This window comes from Leucobacter weissii (assembly GCF_017565745.1).
In the GTDB taxonomy this organism is placed as follows: Bacteria; Actinomycetota; Actinomycetes; order Actinomycetales; family Microbacteriaceae; genus Leucobacter; species Leucobacter weissii.
On sequence record NZ_JAGDYM010000014.1, the window covers coordinates 34140 to 53063 of the forward strand.

The 18924-nt window shown below is 72.0% G+C and carries 19 protein-coding genes; 14 read left to right on the forward strand and 5 right to left on the reverse strand.

Annotated elements, in window-relative coordinates; all coding sequences use genetic code 11:
* Nucleotides 1-47: 47 nt before the first annotated feature.
* From J4H92_RS12095 to J4H92_RS12110, 4 genes are read right to left on the reverse strand one after another with little or no spacing between them, the layout of a single operon-like run.
* Nucleotides 48-713, reverse strand: coding sequence for a TetR family transcriptional regulator (locus J4H92_RS12095; RefSeq protein ID WP_208098455.1), 666 nt, complete (start codon nucleotides 711-713; stop codon nucleotides 48-50).
* Nucleotides 710-1831, reverse strand: a complete 1122-nt coding sequence (locus J4H92_RS12100; protein WP_208098456.1) for an FAD-dependent oxidoreductase — start codon at nucleotides 1829-1831, stop codon at nucleotides 710-712. The genes J4H92_RS12095 and J4H92_RS12100 overlap by 4 nt, the downstream gene beginning before the upstream one ends.
* Complete coding sequence (locus J4H92_RS12105) at nucleotides 1831-2031, reverse strand: ferredoxin (RefSeq protein WP_208098457.1); 201 nt, start codon at nucleotides 2029-2031, stop codon at nucleotides 1831-1833. Before J4H92_RS12105 ends, J4H92_RS12100 begins: the two co-directional genes overlap by 1 nt.
* Nucleotides 2031-3245: a cytochrome P450 gene (locus J4H92_RS12110; RefSeq protein WP_208098458.1), complete on the reverse strand. Its 1215-nt coding sequence runs from the start codon at nucleotides 3243-3245 to the stop codon at nucleotides 2031-2033. The genes J4H92_RS12105 and J4H92_RS12110 overlap by 1 nt, the downstream gene beginning before the upstream one ends.
* Before the next feature lie 174 nt (nucleotides 3246-3419).
* On the opposite strand from J4H92_RS12110, the gene J4H92_RS12115 reads away from it, so the two are divergent.
* The 4 genes from J4H92_RS12115 (at nucleotide 3420) to J4H92_RS12130 (ending at nucleotide 7610) form a co-directional block, all read left to right on the forward strand.
* A complete protein-coding gene (locus tag J4H92_RS12115; protein ID WP_208098459.1) occupies nucleotides 3420-4691 on the forward strand; it encodes a multidrug effflux MFS transporter in 1272 nt (423 codons plus the stop codon).
* Nucleotides 4692-4758: 67 nt separating this feature from the next.
* Nucleotides 4759-6162 (forward strand): FAD-binding oxidoreductase, encoded by a 1404-nt coding sequence (locus tag J4H92_RS12120; RefSeq protein ID WP_208098460.1) that lies wholly within the window; start codon nucleotides 4759-4761, stop codon nucleotides 6160-6162.
* Nucleotides 6163-6166: 4 nt separating this feature from the next.
* Nucleotides 6167-6685 (forward strand): RpiB/LacA/LacB family sugar-phosphate isomerase, encoded by a 519-nt coding sequence (locus J4H92_RS12125; protein WP_208098461.1) that lies wholly within the window; start codon nucleotides 6167-6169, stop codon nucleotides 6683-6685.
* Between the two features lie 10 nt (nucleotides 6686-6695).
* The gene (locus tag J4H92_RS12130) at nucleotides 6696-7610 is read left to right on the forward strand and encodes an NADP-dependent oxidoreductase (protein ID WP_208098462.1); all 915 of its coding nucleotides are present in this window, start codon (nucleotides 6696-6698) and stop codon (nucleotides 7608-7610) included.
* A gap of 171 nt (nucleotides 7611-7781) precedes the next feature.
* Here the strand turns inward: J4H92_RS12130 and J4H92_RS12135 are convergent, their stop codons facing one another.
* A complete protein-coding gene (locus J4H92_RS12135) occupies nucleotides 7782-9158 on the reverse strand; it encodes an NADP-dependent succinic semialdehyde dehydrogenase (RefSeq protein WP_208098463.1) in 1377 nt (458 codons plus the stop codon).
* A 158-nt stretch (nucleotides 9159-9316) separates the two neighbouring features.
* Here J4H92_RS12135 and J4H92_RS12140 point away from each other — a divergent pair, with 158 nt between their 5' ends.
* The 10 genes from J4H92_RS12140 to J4H92_RS12185 all read left to right on the forward strand — a co-directional run bounded on the left by J4H92_RS12140 (nucleotide 9317) and on the right by J4H92_RS12185 (nucleotide 18915).
* On the forward strand, nucleotides 9317-10033 hold the full coding sequence (locus tag J4H92_RS12140) for a GntR family transcriptional regulator (RefSeq protein ID WP_208098464.1): 717 nt from the start codon (nucleotides 9317-9319) through the stop codon (nucleotides 10031-10033).
* Nucleotides 10030-11037 carry an ornithine cyclodeaminase family protein gene (locus tag J4H92_RS12145; RefSeq protein WP_208098465.1) on the forward strand — a complete coding sequence of 336 codons (1008 nt, stop codon included), beginning with the start codon at nucleotides 10030-10032 and terminating at the stop codon, nucleotides 11035-11037. Before J4H92_RS12140 ends, J4H92_RS12145 begins: the two co-directional genes overlap by 4 nt.
* Before the next feature lie 41 nt (nucleotides 11038-11078).
* The gene (locus tag J4H92_RS12150; protein WP_208098466.1) at nucleotides 11079-12098 is read left to right on the forward strand and encodes a dihydrodipicolinate synthase family protein; all 1020 of its coding nucleotides are present in this window, start codon (nucleotides 11079-11081) and stop codon (nucleotides 12096-12098) included.
* An 89-nt stretch (nucleotides 12099-12187) separates the two neighbouring features.
* Nucleotides 12188-13789: an FAD-binding oxidoreductase gene (locus tag J4H92_RS12155; protein ID WP_208098467.1), complete on the forward strand. Its 1602-nt coding sequence runs from the start codon at nucleotides 12188-12190 to the stop codon at nucleotides 13787-13789.
* Nucleotides 13786-14526 (forward strand): SDR family oxidoreductase, encoded by a 741-nt coding sequence (locus J4H92_RS12160; protein WP_208098468.1) that lies wholly within the window; start codon nucleotides 13786-13788, stop codon nucleotides 14524-14526. The genes J4H92_RS12155 and J4H92_RS12160 overlap by 4 nt, the downstream gene beginning before the upstream one ends.
* Before the next feature lie 97 nt (nucleotides 14527-14623).
* A complete protein-coding gene (locus J4H92_RS12165) occupies nucleotides 14624-15424 on the forward strand; it encodes a cyclase family protein (RefSeq protein WP_208098469.1) in 801 nt (266 codons plus the stop codon).
* A gap of 9 nt (nucleotides 15425-15433) precedes the next feature.
* A complete protein-coding gene (locus J4H92_RS12170; RefSeq protein WP_208098470.1) occupies nucleotides 15434-16411 on the forward strand; it encodes a fumarylacetoacetate hydrolase family protein in 978 nt (325 codons plus the stop codon).
* Between the two features lie 235 nt (nucleotides 16412-16646).
* Nucleotides 16647-16940, forward strand: coding sequence for a putative quinol monooxygenase (locus tag J4H92_RS12175; RefSeq protein WP_208098471.1), 294 nt, complete (start codon nucleotides 16647-16649; stop codon nucleotides 16938-16940).
* Nucleotides 16940-17902, forward strand: a complete 963-nt coding sequence (locus J4H92_RS12180) for a fumarylacetoacetate hydrolase family protein (RefSeq protein WP_208098472.1) — start codon at nucleotides 16940-16942, stop codon at nucleotides 17900-17902. The genes J4H92_RS12175 and J4H92_RS12180 overlap by 1 nt, the downstream gene beginning before the upstream one ends.
* 80 nt (nucleotides 17903-17982) lie before the next feature.
* Nucleotides 17983-18915, forward strand: a complete 933-nt coding sequence (locus J4H92_RS12185; protein ID WP_208098473.1) for a LysR family transcriptional regulator — start codon at nucleotides 17983-17985, stop codon at nucleotides 18913-18915.
* Nucleotides 18916-18924 lie beyond the last annotated feature (9 nt).

Consider the following 18924-nt stretch of genomic DNA (forward strand, 5'->3'; position numbering starts at 1 on the left):
GCGCGAAGCTGCGCGCCGCTGCGTCAGTCCGCGGAGCCGCCGCGGAATCACGGGAGCGATCCGCTGAGCAGCATGAGGCGGCACATCGCGACGAGGCGCTCGCCCAGGTCATCCGGTCCGAGTGCGCCTTCGGCCCGGAACTCCGAGCCGAAGGTCACGTCCCACGAGGTCGCCTCGAACGCCATCGCGAAGGTCGATCTGATCGTGGGCTCGGGCTCTGCGGCGGCGAAGTCGCCGGCCCGGTCCATCAGTCGGGCCGTGAAGGCATCGGCCATGGCGCCGACTGCGCGGGTGCCTCGAGCGCGCATCGTCGGGTCGACCGCGGCGCGCAGCACGATGGCGCGGACGATCGCGGCATGCTCCTGGAAGTGGCCCACGAGCAGTCGGATCGCCCGCTCGACGAACTCGTCCGCGGGAAGGGCCCCCCAGGCCTCCGACGGCGCGTAGAGTCCGGCGACCTCGGCGGAGAGCCGTTCGAGCACGTGATCGTGGATGGCCCGCGCGAGCGCCTCCTTGCTCTCGAAGCGGGTGTAGAGCGCACCTGCCGAGACCCCGGAGCGCCGGCACACCTCCGCGATGGCGAGACCCTCGTAGCCGTGCTCGGCGAACACCTCTGCTCCGGCGGTGAGGACGCGTTCGAGGGTGCGGCGGGATCGTTCCTGGAGCGGGGGGCGGAATCCCGAGCTCGCACGCGGTGGTGCGGAGGGCGTCACGATCCCGGTGTCGCAGATGTCGCGGACGCCAGCGCGCGAAGGCGTGGGGTGGGGATGCGATAGCCCGCCGCTGCGGCCCCGCCGGGCCACTGCAGGAGGGCCCGGCCATCGGAGAGATCGCCGTCGAGGACGACGGGGCTTTCGCCGATCGGGGGCGTTCCCGAGATCTTCACCTCCAAGCCGTAGGCCTCGGTCCAGGCGTAAGAAACCGTTGCCGGCACCGGCGCGTCGTCATCGAGCAGGCCGCGCGCGGCGGCTGCGCCCTGTGCGAGCGCACTCATCCAGCTGCGGTCGCTCCGCAGGCGGCCGTCGGGGGTGCGCACGACGGCGGCGTCGCCGGCGACAACCACCCCGTCCCGGAGCCGACAGTGCTGGTCCACAACGTAGGCCTCGGACCTGCTCGCAGGCGCGCCTGTCGTATCGAAGCTCCTCGCCTTGCTGCCGATGGCTGCGAGCACGAGGTCGGCGTCGAGCCGCTCGCCCGCCGCGGTGGTGAAGCCCCCGTCCCGGAAGTCGCCGCCGGCGCTCTCGACGAGCCGGACACCCGCTTGAGCCGCACGCGCCTCGATCAGCTCGGCTAGCATCGGCCCGATGCGGCGCGCCAGCGCTCGAGGCCTGACGACGAGCGATGTCTCGGCACCCTGGGTGCGGGCGGCGGAGGCGAGCTCGTGAGCCAGGAACCCGGATCCCACCACGAGCACCGAGCGGGCCGCGCGCAACCGCGGGGCGATCCGTACGGCGTCCTCGATGGTCTGGAGCACCTCGATCGTCGGATCCGACGGTCGCCGTGCGGCGGTGCCGGTGGCGATCACGAGGCCGTCGTAGGGGCGCCGCTCGCCGTGGGCCAGCTCGACGCTCCGTGCGTCGAAGTCGACCCGGACGGCGCGCGCACTGGTATGCACCTCGGCGTCCGCGACGTCGAGCGCGAGGTCGGAGGCGTCGACCTCGCCGCGCAGGAGCGTCTTGGAGAGCGGCGGGCGCGAATAGGGTGCGGTGCTCTCGGCGCAGAGCATTTCGATGGTGCCCTCGTGGCCGTGCCCGCGGAGCGCGACGGCCGCGGCCGCGGCCGCGGGCCCGCCGCCGACGATGACGACGCGCCCGTTGCGGCGAAGGCCCATCACTCGCCCCGCACCAGCAGTGCCGCGACGGGGCAGACCCGGGCCCCGGCGGCAGCGGCCGCCCGGTCGGCGTCGGGGACGTCGGCACCGTCGTGCTCGAAGACGACGTACCCCTCGTCATCGAGCGCGTACAGTTCCGGGGAGACTTCCGCGCACAGGCCGTGGCCCTCGCAGCGTTCCATGATCACGTCGATGCGCATCAGCGTCCTCCGGTGGTGACGAGGCGGAGCGGGATGCTGGCCCACGTGTTGAGCATGGAGTTCTCGGCGATCACCGGTTCTCCGATGAGCTCGATCCGCTCGACCGAGTCGAGCAGCGCATGGAACAGCGCGTGCAGTTCGAGCCGTGCGACTCCCTGTCCGGCGCAGCCGTGGGTGCCGTAGCCGAAGGCGAGATGATCGAGCGGGTTTCGGCGCACGTCGAAGGCGTCCGGAGACTCCCACTTGCGCTCATCCCGGTTCGCCGAAGCGAGTAGCGTCCACACCCGGCTTCCGGCCGGAATGGTCAGCCCGCTTACCTCGGCATCGCGGGCCGCAACTCGGGTGAAGCCGCGGATCGGGCTCTCGTAGCGCACGAGCTCGTTGATGGCCGACGCGACGAGGCCCGGGTCCTCTTGGAGGATGCGCCACTGCTCGGGGTGCTCCGCGAAGGTCACGAGCAGGTGGCCGATCGCGGTGGCCGTGGTCTCGAGCGACGGGCCGATGTAGTCGATGAGCAGCACGGGGCACTTCTGCTCCGGGATGACGCCCTCATCGGCGGCGGCGAGCACCGAGGCGCCGAGGCTGCCCGGTGCGAGATCCCGGCGTGCCGCGAGGTCCGAGGTGTAGCCGGCGATGCAGCGGGACATCTCGTTGTTGTGCGGCGTGCGCTCGCTCGTCGGCCCGAGATTGTCGGTGCCGCCCTGGGCCCACTCGAACAGACGATCGCGGTTCTGCTCCGGCAGCCCGAGGAAGTCGGGGATTACCGAGAGCGGCATGGCCTGGGCCAGGTCCGTGACTCCCTCGATGCGGCCCCTGTCTGCGCCCTTTACGAGCGCGGCCGTCACGACCCCGCGCGCCTTCTCCGCGATCTCATCGCGGCGTCCGCGCACGGCGCGGGGCTGGAGGCCGGTCGCGACGACCGAGCGTAGCAGATCGTGCTCCGGGGGATCGCTCGCCAGCGTGGTGCCCCGGAGGATCTCGTTGATCGATTGGGTGAAGCCGACGCCCTCCCCCGAGATGAAGGTCTCGTGATCGGCGAGGACGGAGCGCACCGCGTCGTAGCTCGTGATGGCGTAGACGTCGTGCTGTTCGAGCCGCACGACGTCGCTCAGGTCGCGCAGCTGCCGGTACTGCTCGAGCCGCGAGGCGCGGTCGTACGAGGCGAAAAGGTCGAGGTCGGTGCTGGGCGGGCTGGGGGACAGGGTGGTGGGCATGGGCTCCTCCTTGAGCTGCATTCGGGCGATCGTGTACGAGGTTCGCGAGATTGCGTACATAAACAGAAACAGAATATTGATTCTGTTATGTAGAGCTCCTCGTCGATACCAGCTATCGACTCGCCCGGCCGGACGCGGCATCAGTATGGGAGCAACGGGCACCGAGGAGGGACGATGACGCGATCGGATGGCGCCGCACCGGCCGAGACCGGCGCGGCTGAGGGCACCGGGCCTCGGGCGGGTCGCGGGCTGACCGCCCCGATCCTGCTGAGCGTCGGGGCGCTCGCGATGCTGGGACCCCTGTCGACCGACGTCTTCCTGCCCGCGCTGCCGACGATCGCCGAGGAGTTCGCGACGACCTCGGAACGGGTGCAGTTCTCGCTCACGGCCACGACCGTCGGCCTGGCGATCGGGCAGCTGTTCTCCGGGCCGCTCTCCGACGCGATCGGCCGTCGTCGCCCGCTGCTCGTCGGCAGCGCCGCCATGACCCTGTTCTCCGTGGCCTGCGCGGCCGCCCCGGAGCTGTGGCTGCTCATCGCGGCCTGCTTCCTCATGGGCCTCGGCGCCTCGACCGGCGGCACCGTGGGGCGGGCGGTGGTGTCCGATGTCGCGGTGGGCACCGAGATCACCCGGGGCTTCGCCCTGCTCGGCACGCTGATGTCGCTCGGGCCGGTGATCGCCCCGGTCGTGGGCGTGCTCCTCATGATCCCCTGGGGCTGGCGGGGCATCTTCATCGGCCTCGCCGCGGTCTCTGCTCTGATCTTCGCGGCCCTCGCCGCCTTCGTGCCGGAGTCGCTGCCGCCCGCCCGACGGGTGCGCGGCGGCGTGTCCGCGGTGCCGCGCTCGGTGTCGGCGGCCGCGAGATCGCGGGCCTTCTGGTGCGGCGCGATCTCGGTGTGGGCGGCGTTCGCGGCGAGCTTCTCCTACATCGCCGGGTCGTCCTACGTACTGCAGCTGGGCCTCGGCTTCAGCAGCGCCGCCTACGCCGTCACGTTCGCGGTCAACGGCGTCGGCCTCATGGCCGTCGGGCTGCTCGCCGCCCGCCTGTCGCGCCGGTGGAACGACCACGCCCTCGTCGGGTTCGGGCTCGTCGTGCTCTCGATCGGCGCGGCGCTCGTCGCCGTCGCCGGTCTCACCGGCCGGCTCTCCCCCTGGCTGATCCTCCCCGGATTCTTCTGCCTGGCCGCCGCCTGCGGCCTCTACATCGGACCGGCGCTGTCGGTCGCCGTCCAGGGCCTGCGGCACATCGCGGGCACCGTGCTCGCCCTCGTGGGCGCGATCCAGTTCGTCGTCGCGGGCCTCGTGTCGCCGATCTCGGCTCTCGGCGGGGGCACCGACCTGACGGCGATGGCGGCGCTGGTGGTCGGCGGCAGCGCGGTGGCGTGGGCCGGCTGGTTCCTCCTGCGCCCGCGCGCCGAGCGGCTCGAGGGGGCGCCGCGGCGATGACTGGTATCCCGGTTCACGCGTGGCCCGCGCTGCGCCGGATGCGTAGGCTCGCAGCGGAGGTTCAACGATGATCCAGGATGCAGCTGAGTTCACCGGCCGGCTCGTCACGCCGGCCGACACCGACTTCGAGGAGGCCGTGCTCGGCCGGGTGTTCAACGGGCGCCGACCCGACCGCCGACCGGAGGCCGTGCTCCTGGCGGCCGACGAGCGCGACGTCGTGAGCGGCGTGCGGCTCGCCGCCGAGCGCGGATGGACGATCGCGGTGCGCTCCGGCGGCCACGCCTGGGCGGTGTGGAGCGTGCGCGACGGCGGCCTGCTCATCGACCTCGGCGCGCTGCGCGGCATCGAGTACGACGAGGCGACCGGGATCGTGAGCGCCGGGCCGGCGACCAAGGGCGGCGACGAGCTCTCCCCGTTCCTCGAGGAGCGGGGACGCTTCTTCAACGGCGGCCACTGCCCGAGCGTCGGCATCGGCGGCTTCCTCCTGCAGGGCGGGCAGGGCTGGAACCAGCGCGGCTGGGGCTGGGCGGCCGAGAGCGTCGTGGCCGTCGACGTGGTCACCGCGGACGGCGAGCTCGTGCGGGCCGACGAGACGCGGAACAGCGACCTCTTCTGGGCGGCGCGCGGCGCGGGGCCTTCGTTCCCCGGCATCGTCGTGCGCTTCCACCTCCGCACGCGACCCGGGTTCGGCGCGCTCGCGCACACCGTGCACGGCTACGAGCTGGCCGACTTCGAGGAGGCGCTGACCTGGCTGTACGGGGCCCACCACCGCATCCCCGACAACGTCGAGATCGTGGCGGTCTCGACGCGCACCCAGGTGCCCGACGGCGGGGAGCGCCGCCTGTTCCTGGTCACCGGTGTGGCCTTCGGCGACGACCTCGACCACGCCAGGGCCTCGCTCGCCGAGTTCAACTCCTCGCCGATCCTCGACCGGGCGGTGTTCGTCCAGGACGCCGCGGAGTCGACGCTGGCGGCGCAGCGCGCGCAGCAGGAGCTGCAGAACCCGGAGGGGTGGCAGTACCTCACCGACAACGCCTGGATCGACGCCGACCCCACGCCCGACGGGATCGCCTTCGCCGTCGAACGGCTGCGGCCGCTGTTCACCGAGAACCCCACGGAGCGGGGCTTCGCGATCTGGATGAGCAACGCGCCCCTGCGCCGCGAGCTGCCGGACATGGCCTTCTCCCTGCAGACGGAGGCCTACGTGGCGAGCTACACGGTCTACGAGGATCCGGCGGACTACCGGCGCAACCGCGACTGGCTGGACGCGGTCATGGCCCACGCGCAGCCCGTCACCGCCGGCCAGTACCTGGGGGACTCGGACATGACCAACCGCCAGCTCCGCTTCATGGCGCCCGAGAACTGGGAGCGCCTGCGGAGGGTCATCGCGGACCGGGATCCCGAGGGGCGCTTCGCGCGCTATCTGGCGCGCGATCCCGAGAACCTGAACATCAACCACTGGGAGCTCTGAGATCATGACACGAATCCACATCGCCGCCGATCACGGCGGATACGAGCTGGGGCGGACGCTGCAGGAGCGCGCGATCGCGGCCGGGCACGACGTCGTCTGGCACGGCGCCGACGAGCTCGACCCCGGCGACGACTACCCCGTCTTCGCCGTGCGGGTGGGCGCGGCCGCGGTCGCGGATCAGGACGCCGCCGTCGACGCGTTCGCCGTCCTCGTGGCGGGCGAGCCGGCGGCCACGGCGGTCGCCGCCAACAAGGTGAACGGCGCGCGCGCCGTCCACGCGGTCTCGCCGAACGAGGCGATCGCGGCCCGCCGCATCGTCGACGCCAACGTGCTCGTGATCGCCGGCGTGGCCTGGGACGAGCAGGCCTGGCTCACGCTCGGGGCCTTCATCCGGACGGGGATGGAGCACGTGGTCGATCACGGCCGCCGCATCCTGCAGATCGAGGAGTACGAGAACGCGGGTACGATCGAGGGCTGGGCGGTGCAGCTCGAACCCGAGCAGATCGCCCGGCACTACGACTGAGGAGGGCGCCATGAGCCGAGTCGCGCGGTACGAGATCCCCGGCGGCCCCGAGGTGCTGCGGATCGCCGAGGTCGACGATCCTGCGCCTGCGGCGGGCGAGGTGCTGCTGCGCGTCGCGAGCGCGGGGCTCAATCCCTTCGACGCGAAGGTGCGCAGCGGCTTCATCCCCTCGGACGCGCCCTTCCCGAGGCGGATCGGCAGCGACGTCGCGGGCACCGTGATCGCCGTGGGCGATGGCGCCCGCTACTGGGACGGCGGCGACGTCGCCGTGGGCGACGAGGTGCTCGGCCGGGCGAGCGGCTCGGTCGCGCAGCGGGCGCTCGCGCGCGCGGAGGATCTCGCGCGCCGCCCCGAGGCGCTGCCCGTGGCGGTCGCCGGCGGCCTCAACGTCGCCGGGCTCACCGCCGTATCGGTTCTGGCGACCGTGCCGGTGGGCGAGGGCGACACGGTGCTCGTCGGCGGTGCCGCGGGCGCGGTGGGGATCGTCGCGGCGCAGCTCGCGGTCGCCGCCGGAGCCCGGGTCGTCGGCACCGCCTCGCCGCGCAACCACGACCTCCTGCGCTCCATCGGGGTCGCGCCCGTCGCCCACGGTGCGGGCCTCTCCGACCGGGTGCGCCCGCTCGGCACCCCGACCGCCGTCTACGACTGCCACGGCCGCGACGCGCTCGACGCGGGACTGGCGCTGGGCGTGCCCGCCGACCGCATGGTGGCGATCGCCGCGTACGACGCCGTCGACGAGCTCGGCGTGCGGAGCGTGGAGCGCAAGGCGCGGACCGCTCAGAACCTCGCGCGCCTCGCCGACGAGATCGCCGCGGGGCGATTGCGTCTCCCCGTCGCGCGGACCTTCGCCCTCGACGAGGTGGCGGCCGCGTTCACCGAGCTGGAGGGCCCGCACGCCCCGGGCAAGATCGTGGTGCTGCCGTAGCGAATCGCGGCCCCGCCCTCGAAACGTAGCAGCGGCCCCTTCCCCTCCCCGTCCCTCTCGCTGAATCGGGGACGCAGATGCGCATTATCGGCACCGGGCAACCTGCATATGCGTCCCCGATTCCGGGATCGCCTCGAGGTCTCAGCCTGAGCGGTTCGGCGGGGGTCGCGCTCAGCCCTCCCAGACGGTCTTGAGATTGCAGAACTCGCGGATACCGGCCGCGGCCAGCTCCCGGCCGACCCCGGAGTCCTTCACCCCGCCGAAGGGCAGCTCGGGATACGACGCGGTCATGCCGTTGACGAAGACCGCCCCGGCGTCGAGGCGATCGATGAACCACTCCCGCTCCTCCTCGTCCCGCGTCCACACGGCCGAGCTCAGCCCGAAGGTCGTGCCGTTGGCGAGGCGCAGCGCATCCTCCCGGCTCGCCGCACGGTAGACGGCGGCGACGGGGCCGAAGGCCTCCTCCAGGTAGAGGCGCATCTCCGGGGTCACCCCCTCGAGCACCGTGGGCTCGTAGAACCACCCGTCGCGCTCGGGCACCGTGCCGCCGGTGAGCAGGTGCGCTCCCTTGGCGACCGCGTCGGCCACCTGCTCCTCCAGCTCGTCGCGCCCGCTCTGCGTGGCGATCGGACCGACGTCGGTGCCCTCGTCGAAGGGATCGCCGACGGTCAGCGCCGCGACCTGCTCGGCGAAGAGCCGGGTGAACTCGTCGTAGACGTCCGCGTGGACGATGAAGCGCTTGGCGGCGATGCACGACTGGCCGTTGTTCTGGTTGCGCGCCGTCACCGCCACGGTCGCGGCGCGCTCGAGGTCGGCGCTCGGCATCACGATGAAGGGGTCGGATCCGCCGAGCTCGAGCACCACGTGCTTCACCTCGGAGCCCGCGATCGCGGCGAGGGACCGGCCGGCGGGCTCGGATCCCGTCAGCGTCGCCGCCTTCACCCGGCCGTCGCGGAGCACCCCCTCGACCCGCGAAGCCGGGATGAGCAGCGTGCGGAACGCCCCGGCGGGGAAGCCCGCTCGCTCGAAGAGGGTATCGAGGTAGATCGCCGACTGCGGGACGTTCGAGGCGTGCTTGAGCAGGCCGGCGTTGCCGGCCATGAGCGCGGGCCCGGCGAAGCGGAGCACCTGCCAGAGCGGGTAGTTCCAGGGCATCACCGCGAGGACGATGCCGATCGGGGCGTAGCGGGTGCCCGCCGCAGAGGCGCCGACGACCGACGGATCGGCCAGGGGCTCGGGCGCGAGGAACTCCTCGGCGTGATCCGCGTAGAACCGGAGGCCCTTCGCCGACTTCAGCACCTCGGCCCGCGCGCCCGCGAGGGGCCGCCCCATCTCGAGCGTGATCAGTCTCCCCAGCCGCTCGACCTCCTCCTCGAGGAGATCGGCGGCGCGGCGCATCCACCCGGCGCGCTGCGCGAAGCTCGTCTGCCGCAGGGTCTCGTAGGCCGACTGCGCCTGCGCGATCCGATCCTCGACTTCGGCGTCCGTGTGCGCTTCGAAGGTCTGCTCCGTGACTCCGGTGGTCGGGTTGATCGTCGCGATGGCCATGTGTGCGCTCCTTCTTCGGATACTCCGCGGTCTCTCCAGGGTACGCCGCGTCCCCGCGAGCGTATGACGAAGCGCGGGAGCCGTCCATAGCCGCGGGCGATGACTGGCATGGGGGATCCGGCCTGGTTCGATATTCGATATTCGATAATCCTTGGGGCATGACCGCGCTCCAGCCCCGCCGTATGACCGATCAGGTCGTCCGCGTGCTCCGCGAGCGCATCGTCGCCGGCGCGCTCGCCGCGGGCCGCCGGATCGACATCAACGAGATCGCCGCCGAGCTCGGCGTGAGCCAGACCCCGGTGCGCGAAGCGATCCTCCAGCTCGAGGCGCTGGGGCTCGTGACGCGCCAGCCGTACCGGGGCAGCGTGGTCGCCGGCATCGATCCGAACCGCCTCGAGGAGGTGACGGCGCTGCGCATCGATCTCGAGGGACGCGCCACCCTGCTCGGCGTGCCGCGGCTCTCCGAGGCCGACGTCGACCGCATGCGCGAGCTGCACGCCGCGCTCGCCGCATACGATCGCGCCCACCGCGACGAGGCGGCCCGGCGCTCCGACGGCTTCAACCGGCTCAATCGCGAGTTCCACGGCGTCGTCTACGCCGCGGCCGATTCGCCGACGCTGCTGCGGATCATCGGCGTCCTCCAGGACGAGGCGGATCGCATGCGGCTGCGCGTCGACATGCGTCGACCCACCGCGGAGGCCTTTCACGCGCAGATCCTGGACGCCTGCGAACGCCGGGATCCGCAGGCCGCCTGCGAGGCGACGAGGCGGCACCTGCTCGAATCGTACCTCGCGATCCGAGGGGCGTCGCAGCCGCCCGAGACGGGCATGCTCGCGGACGTGATCCGCGACTCGAGAATGGAGACCAAGCGATGACCGCCGACGCATTCCTGGCCGAGCCGCCGACCCTGTTCCTCACGGACGCCGATGTCGAGGCGCTCGCCGACTGGGAGAGCGCGATCGACGCCCTCCGGGAGGCGTACCGCCGCCCCGACGATGCGGCGGCCACTCCGGAGCGCGCCGTGGCCGCGACCGCGGGAGGCTGGCAGCGGGTGATGCCCTCCGCTCCTCCCGGTGCGAAGTTCGCCGGCTCGAAGACGATCGCGGCGTCGATGCGCAACGGGCTCGCGAGCTACCTCATCACCCTCTTCGATCAGCGGGACTCGCGTCTCGCGGCCCTCGTCGACGGCAACCGGATCACCGGCCTGCGCACCGCGGCCACCGCCGCGGCCGCGCTGACCGCCCTGCTGCCGCCGCGCCCGGTCGTCGCGGCCGTCGTCGGTTCCGGGTTCGAAGCGCGCGCGCAGCTGCGCGCCGCGTCGCGGGTCGCCGATCTCGCCGAGGTGCGGGTCACGAGTCCCACCGCGGCCAACCGGGAGCGCTTCGCGACCGAGCTGTCGGCCGAGCTCGACCTCCCCGTCACCGCCGTCGGCGACCCGGAGGCGGCGGTGCGCGGCGCGGGGCTCGTGCTGTGCGCCGCGCGCTCGCGCGACGAGACGCCCACCGTGCGCTCGGACTGGGTGTCGGACGACGCGACCGTCGTCTCGGTGGGATCGACGACGCGCTCCCAGCGCGAGCTCGATCCCGCCATCATCGGCCGCGCGGCCCTCGTGGTCGCCGACGCGCCGGCCGAGGTGCTGCACGACAGCGGCGACCTGATCGCCGCCCGAGGCGCCGGCTTCGATCCCGACGCCATCACCGTCTCGCTGCACGACCTCCTCGGCGGTCGCGCGGCGCGGCCCGAGCACGGCATCGCCGTCTACAAGTCCACGGGCAGCGGCTTCCAGGACATCGTGCTCGCCGAGCTGCTCTACGACCGGGCGGTCGCGCAGGGACGCGGCACGCCGCTGCCGGTCGGCGTCCTGACCATCCGCAAGTAACGCAGACCACCACCCAGACCGTCTTCCGAAGGAGAAGCCTCATGGCCGGATATACGAAAGCCGAAGCCCGCGAGTGGGCCCGCGAGCGGCTCATCGGCGCCGTCAACTGCACCATCCCCTCGTTCACGGGCGACCTCACCGCCATCAACGAGCGCGGCATCCGGCACGACGTGCGACTCGCGAAGGAGCACGGCTTCCTCGGCAGCCTGGGCGTCTCCGAGGTGAACATCACCCTGCCCGAGTATCTCGAGTTCCTCGAGATCATGGTCGACGAGGCGCGGGGCGGGCTCGTGGTCGTGCACCACGCGAGCTGGAGCACCCTCGAGCAGAACATCGAGGCGGTCCGGGGCGCCGAGGCCGCCGGGGCCGAACTCGTGCTGCTCTCGTACCCGCCGAACTTCTACCCCGAGTCTGAGCAGGAGATCTACGACTACACCAGGGCGGTCTGCGAGGCCACGAACCTCGCGGTGATCCTCTTCCCGATGTTCCTGTGGGGCTTCAGCTCGCGCATCCACCCCTCCGACATCCCCGCGCGGCTCATCCGCCGTCTGCTCGACGACGTCCCCAACATCGCCGTCATCAAGGCCGAGGGCGGCTTCCCCAGCATCATGGGCATCGTCGAGGCCCATCGGCTCTTCGGCGAGGAGGTCGTGATCTCGTGCCCGATCGAGGGCGAGCTGCTGCCGCTCGGGCAGCTGATCCCGATCCAGCTCTCGGCGACGAGCGACCACGAGTTCTGGGGGCCCACGATCCCCGAGGCGATGCGGCTGCTGCGCGAGGAGCGGTTCGACGAGGTGACGGAGCTCTACTGGAGGATGCATCCGGCCCGCAAGGTGAAGGGCCAGATGGCCCAGCAGCTCAACGGCGGCCACTTCATCGACCGCCAGCTGTGGAAGTTCCAGGGCTGGCTGCGCGGCTACAACGGCGGCCCGCTGCGCCTGCCGACCCAGCGCATCCACGACCCGCAGATGAACGCGCTGCGCAAGGGGCTGATCGATGCCGGCTTCGAGCCGACCGCCGATCCGCTGCGCGACTTCTTCGTCGGGCGAAACCCGGCCTGAGGCCGCCGGCCGACGGCGTCGCCCCGGCCGGATCGACCTCCGGCCGGGGCGGTTCCCCACCCCGCACGATCGACTCGAAGGAGAGACCGATGAGCCGCACGACCCCGGCATTCATTCCCGCGGTGCGCACCGCCGCCGACTCGGACGAGGTGCGCGCGGCACTGCGCGAGATCGCCGCGGCCATCGGCGAGGATCGCGTCATCCTCGGCGACGGCGGCGGGGAGTACCGGGATCCCTACCAGCCCGAGGGGTGGGAGGCGTTCGAGACCGCCGGCGTCGTGCAGCCCGACCGCACCGAGGACGTGCAGGCGATCGTGCGGATCGCGGCCGCGCACGGGGTTCCGGTCTGGGCGCAGGGGCAGGGGCGCAACAACGGCTACGGCGGCGCGGCTCCGCGGGTGTCCGGCGGCATCACCGTCAACTTCCGGCGCATGAACCGGGTGCTCGAGATCGATGAGGAACTCGGCTACGCGGTCGTGGAGCCCGGGGTCTCGTTCGCTGAGCTCTACGACGCCGTCGAAGCGGCGGGCGCGGATCTCATGGTGAGCGTGCCGGATCTCGGCTGGGGGTCGATGGGCGGCAACCAGCAGGACAACGGGCTCACCTACCTCCCGTACGGCAAGGACTGGCGGAACATCTGCGGGCTCGAGGTCGTCACCGCCGACGGCGGGCTGCTGCGCACCGGTATGGGCGCGATGGAGGGCAACGACTCCTGGCATCTCTACCGGCGCAGCCTCGGGCCCACCATCGAGCCGCTCTTCTTCCAGGGCAGCTTCGGGATCGTGACGAGGCTCGGCGTCTGGCTCATGCCGAAGCCCGAGGCGATCACCCACGTGCACATCGACGTGACGCGCGACGAGGATCTCATCCCGCTCGTCGACACCCTGCGCCGGCTGCGGCTTGACGGCACGATCGACGGCGTGCCCTGCATCCTCAACACCCTGCTGATCGCCTCGACGATCGCGCCGCGCTCGCACTGGTACGAGCCGGAGGAGGGGGTGATCCCGGACCGCGTCATCGACGAGATCGCTGAGCGGATCGGCGTCGGCCGCTGGCACCTGCGTCTCGCCCTCTACGGCGACCGGCCGGTCAACGAGCACAATCTGGCGAAGATCGAGCGCGCGTTCGGCGGCATTCCCGATGCCCGGATCCGCAGCACGACGACCGGACCGGACGAGTGGGCGGATCTGCCCGACCCGTCCGACCGCGTCTACGCGGGAGTGCCAAACCAGGACTGGACGACCATGTCGGGATGGCGCGGGGGCACGCACGGCGGGCACATGTCGTTCACGCCGGTCGCGCCGCTCACCGGCCGGCAGACGTACGAGCTGCAGATGTGGCTGAAGTCGCAGTTCGAGCGGAACGGCATCGACCACACGGCCGATCTCATCGTCGTCAACGAGCGCTCCCTGTGCAGCGTGGCCGGCATCACCTTCGACGTCGACGACGCGGCAGCGACGGCGGAGGCCTACCGGGTCATGCAGGAGCTCGTGCGCGAGGCCGGCAGGATCGGCTACGGCGAGTACCGCGCCCACCTGCACTTCATGGACCTCGCGCAGGAGCAGTTCGGCTACGGCGACCACGCCTATCGCCGCTTCGTCGAGAAGATCAAGGACGCCGTCGATCCGCAGGGCATCCTCAGCCCCGGACGGCACGGCATCTGGCCGGCGGCGCTGCGGGGGGAGCGGTGAGCGCGGGCGCCGCGGGCGTTCCCGGCGGCGGCCGGGTCGCGCTGGTGACGGGCGGGGCTCGTGGCATCGGCGCGGCCGTCGCCGCGCGGCTCCGCGCCGACGGCCTGCGGGTGGCGAGCCTGGATCTGCTGCGCCCGCCGCGGCCCCGCGAGGGGGTCGTCGATCTGGAGTGCGACATCGCCGATCCCGCGGCGGTCGCCGCCGCCGTCGAACACGTCGGCGCCGTCCTCGGCCCCGTCGACACCGTGATCCACGGCGCCGCCTATCAGGTGCTGGCGGAGTTCGACCGGCTCGATCCCGCAGTGTGGGATCGCACCTTCCGCGTGAACGTCGACGGCGGCTTCAACGTGGTGCGGGCGGTGCTTCCCGACATGCGGGAGGCCGGTCGGGGCCGGATCGTGATGATCACCTCGTCGAGTCAGTTCGCTCCGCCGCCCATGATGACCCACTACATCGCGAGCAAGGGCGCGCTCACCGGGATGGTGCGCGCTCTCGCGACCGAACTCGGCCCGCACGGCATCACCGTGAACGCGGTCGCGCCGGGGCTCACCGCGACCGAGCACGCGCTCGGCGACGTGCCCGAGGCGCACTTCGCCGCGGTGCGCTCGCGGCAGGCGATCCCGCGCACGGGCCGGCCCGAGGACATCGCGGCGGTGGTGTCGTTCGCGGTCTCCGCCGACGCGGCGTTCATGACCGGCCAGACCCTGCTGGTGGACGGCGGGGAGAGCCGGATCTGAGGCCTGCCCCGGTCCGGGCGATGGCAAGCATCCCCCGGCGCGGGTGTCGCGGGGCGGCGCGACCGCGCAGGATAGAGTCAGCGAGCGAAGGAGCCACATGCGATTCGTCGACCTGTCGATGCCACTGGACGATGTCGTCCCCGTCGATCCCCCGTTCCTGAAGCCGAGGATCGAGTTCAAGGATCACACCGCCGGCCTCGCCGACCTGCGCGCCATGTACGGGATCCTGCCCGAGCAGCTGCTCGACGGCCAGGGTCTCGCCGCCGAGACGGTGACGATCACGACGCACGCCGGCACCCATGTCGACGCGCCCTGGCACTACCATCCGACGATGAACGGCGGCGAGCGCGCCTGGACCATCGACGAAGTGCCCCTCGACTGGTTCTTCCGGCCGGGGGTGCGGCTCGACCTGCGGCACCTGCCGAGCGGCCACCTCGTCACGCCGGCCGACATCGATGCCGCGCTCGCGAGGATCGACTACCGGCTGCGTCCCCTCGACATCGTGCTCATGCACACGGTCGCGGCGGCGGCCTACGGCCGCGACGACTACATCGACACCGGCGTGGGCTTCGGGCGCGCCGCGACCCTGCACCTCACCGATCAGGGCATCCGCGTGGTCGGCACCGACGCGTGGGGCTGGGATCTGCCGGTCAGCTCGGGCCGCCGTCGCTTCGAGGAGACGGGAGACCCCTCGACCGTGTGGGAGGGGCACAAGGCCGGTGCGGACGTCGGCTACTGCCAGATCGAGAAGCTGCAGAACCTCGGATCGCTCCCGGATCACGGCTTCACCGTCGCCTGCTTCCCCGCGAAGGTGCGCGGGGCCTCTGCCGGCTGGACCCGCGCCGTCGCGATCCTCGGCGACGAGCCCGAGGGCCGCGGCGGACGCGACGAATCGTAAGGGGGGACGATGCGCATCGCACGCTGGGAGACCGACGGCCGGCTCGAGGAGGGCCTGGTGCACGGGGATCGGGTGATCCCCTTCCCTGACGGCACCACCACGGCCGGCCTGCTGGCCGCGGGCCTGGCCACCGCGCTGGAGGTCGGTGCGGAGATGCTCGCCGCGGCGGACGGGCGGGGGACGGCGCTCGCCGCCGTGCGGCTGCTCGCTCCCCTGCAGCCGTCGTCGATCCGCGATTTCGTGGCCTTCGAGGAGCACGTCGAGGGCGTGTCGGTGTCGGTCGACGGCCGGGGTGGCGTGTCCGAGGCCTGGTACCGCTACCCCACCTTCTACTTCACCAACCCCCACTCGGTGCTCGGGCCGGACGAGCGGGTCACTCCGCCGCGGTGCGAGGCGCTCGACTTCGAGCTCGAGGTCGCGGTCGTGGTCGGTGCGCCGCCCCGCGACGGATCGGATCTCACCCCGGGCGAGGGCGCCGAGGCGATCTTCGGCTACACGATCATGAACGACTGGTCCGCGCGCGATGTGCAGGCCCGCGAGATGCAGGTCCGCCTCGGCCCCGCGAAGGGGAAGGATTTCGGAACGGCCCTCGGCCCCTGGATCGTCACGGCGGACGAGTTCGCCGACCTCGTCGACGACGAGGGCTTCCTGCCGCTCGAACTGGAGGCGCTCGTCAACGGTGAGCGGGTCGGACACGATCTGCTCTCGAACATGGGCTGGCCGCTGGGGGAGCTGGTCGCCTACGCGTCGCGCAACACCCGGGTCGTTCCGGGGGACCTGCTCGGCTCCGGAACGGCCGGGAACGGCGGCTGCCTGGGCGAGCTGTGGGGGAGGAACGGCGCGCGCACGCCGCCGCCGCTGGTCGCGGGCGACACCGTCACGCTGCGGGTCGAGCGCATCGGCGAGCTGCACGGGATCGTGGGCGCCGCGCGCGAGGTGCCCGAGATCCCGCCGGCGCGCCCGAGGTCACGGGCGCGCACCCGCTGAGAACCGCCTGTGGCGGTCGCGAGCACGATGCTCCGGCACGAGAGGCACGCTCCGCGACCGGTGCGGAGCGCCATTCTCGTGGCGGAGGGGGCTTCTCGCCGCTCGATCGCATCGGCGGACCGGCCGCTCGCCGATAGGAGGCATTGCGCCCGGCCGGTAGCCGGCGCGTGCCGAGATCCGTAAGGTGAGATCCGCGGGGGACACCCGACGAAGAAGTTGAGAGAGGAAACCCGAAATGGCCTTTGTCTGTTCTGCAACCTGGACCGCCAAGCCCGGTGAGGAGGAGACGGTGCGCCAGGCGCTGGAGCGCCTCTCGCCCGCCTCGCGCGAGGAGCCCGGCAACGTCTACTACCAGGCCTACCGGAGCCCGGAGGAGCCGAACGTCTTCCGCATCTTCGAGGTCTACACCGACGAGGCCGCGTTCAAGGCGCACGGCACCTACCCGCACTTCGAGCAGTGGGCGCTCGGTCAGGCGATCCCCGCCCTCGAGACGCGGCAGCGGGATTTCTACGAGACCCTGGACTTCTGATGCCGCGCTACGTGCGCTACCGCGAGCACGGGATCGTGCACACGGGCGTCGTCCGCCACGATCGCGTGCAGGATCTGCCGGGGGATCCCGACATCCTGACGCTGCTCCAGGCGCCGGAGGCCGAGCGCGCGGATGTGCTGCTGCGCTCGGGCAGGCAGCAGCGCAAGCCGGTCGAGCAGACCCAGCTGCTGACGCCGGTGGAGCCGCGCGCGATGCGCGACTTCGTGGCCTTCGAGGCGCACATCGCGGGGATGAAGAAGAGCGAGCCGGGCGATGGGAGCGTGCCCGAACCGTGGTACGAGGCCCCCGCCTTCCTCTTCATGAACCCCTGGTCCGTCGTCGGCACCGGCGCCGAGATCCCCATGCCCCCGTTCACCGAACGGCTCGACTTCGAGCTCGAGGTCGCCGCGATCGTCAAGAACACGGTCCGCGACGTGCCGATCGAGGAGGCCGCCGGGCACATCGCCGGCTACTGCATCCTGAACGACTGGAGCGCGCGCGACATCCAGGGCCGCGAGATGCGGATCGGGCTCGGCCCCTCCAAGGGCAAGGACTTCGCCAACACCCTCGGCCCGTGGATCACCACGCCGGACGAACTCGAGCCGTATCGCGACGGCGACCGCTTCGACCTCGAGATGACCGTCGAGGTCAACGGCGAGGTGATCGGCGGCGACAACCTGCGGAACATGTCGTGGTCGTTCGAGGAGATGCTCGTGCACGCGTCCCGCGATGCCTGGGTCGGCGCGGGCGATGCGCTCGCCTCGGGCACCGCCTCGACCGGCGCCCTCTCCGAGCGCTGGAGCCGGAGCGGTGCGCTCACGCCCCCGCCGCTGCGGGTCGGCGACGTGGTGCGGATGACGGTGGCGGGGCTCGGATCGATCGAGAACCGCGTCGTGGAGCAGACGAGCCCCGGGCACACGGTGCCGCGGGCGCGGCGGACCTACGGCCCCGATCGGCTGTAGGGAGGGCCCCGGTGCCCCGCGGGCATCGGGGCGGGATCGGCTATGCTGTGACGAACGCACAATGGAGTGAAAGTCGGGTCATGGAAGATCTGCGAGGCATCGACATCAACCTGCTCATGGTGCTCGACGCCGTGCTCGCGGAGCGCAACCTGACGAAGGCGGGCGAGTCCATCGGCCTCACGCAGCCGGCCGTCAGCGGGGCCGTGGCGAAGCTGCGCAAGGTGACCGGCGACCCGCTGCTCGTGCGCTCCGGCCGCACCTTCGAGCTCACCGACCACGCGAGGGAGCTGCAGCCGATCGTGAGCGAGGCGCTCACGGAGGTCGCCCGCACCTTCAACCTCCGCCCGATGTTCGACCCGCGCACGAGCGACCGGCAGTTCCGCATCTCGGCCTCCGACTACGCGCTCTCCGTCATGACCGCGCCGCTGCTGGCGGTGCTGGAGCAGGAGGCGCCGGAGATCTCGGTCGAGTTCGATGCGCTCAACAGCATCGACCCCGTCGACCTGCTCCGCAAGGACGTCGTCGTCACGGCGGCGAACCGCGCCGTGCCCGGCAAGCACCAGGCGCTGTTCTCGGACACGTTCGTCTGCCTCGTGCGGGCGGGACACCCGCGCCTGCGGGACGGCGCGCTCACGCTCGAGGATCTCGGGGAGATGCCCTACATCGACGTGGCGTTCGCCGAGGACGTCGTGGCCGTGGCGAACGACGCGCTCCACGACGCCGGGGTGGCGCCCCGCGTGACCATGAGCGTGACCGGCTTCCTCCCGATCCCGTTCCTGCTCGAGGGGACCGACATGTACGGCTTCGTCCCGGCGCGGGTCGCCGAGCAGTACGCCGGCCCGCTGGACCTCGTGATCGCCAGGACCCCGCTCTCGCATCGCACCCTCGTGGAGGTCGTGTACTGGCATCCCTCGAAGACGGACGACCCCGCGCTGCGCTGGCTCATCGGCATTCTGCGCCAGACCGCCGAACGGATCGAGTTCTCGTCCGAGGCGGAGCCGGCGGGCGTGTGAGCGTTCGGA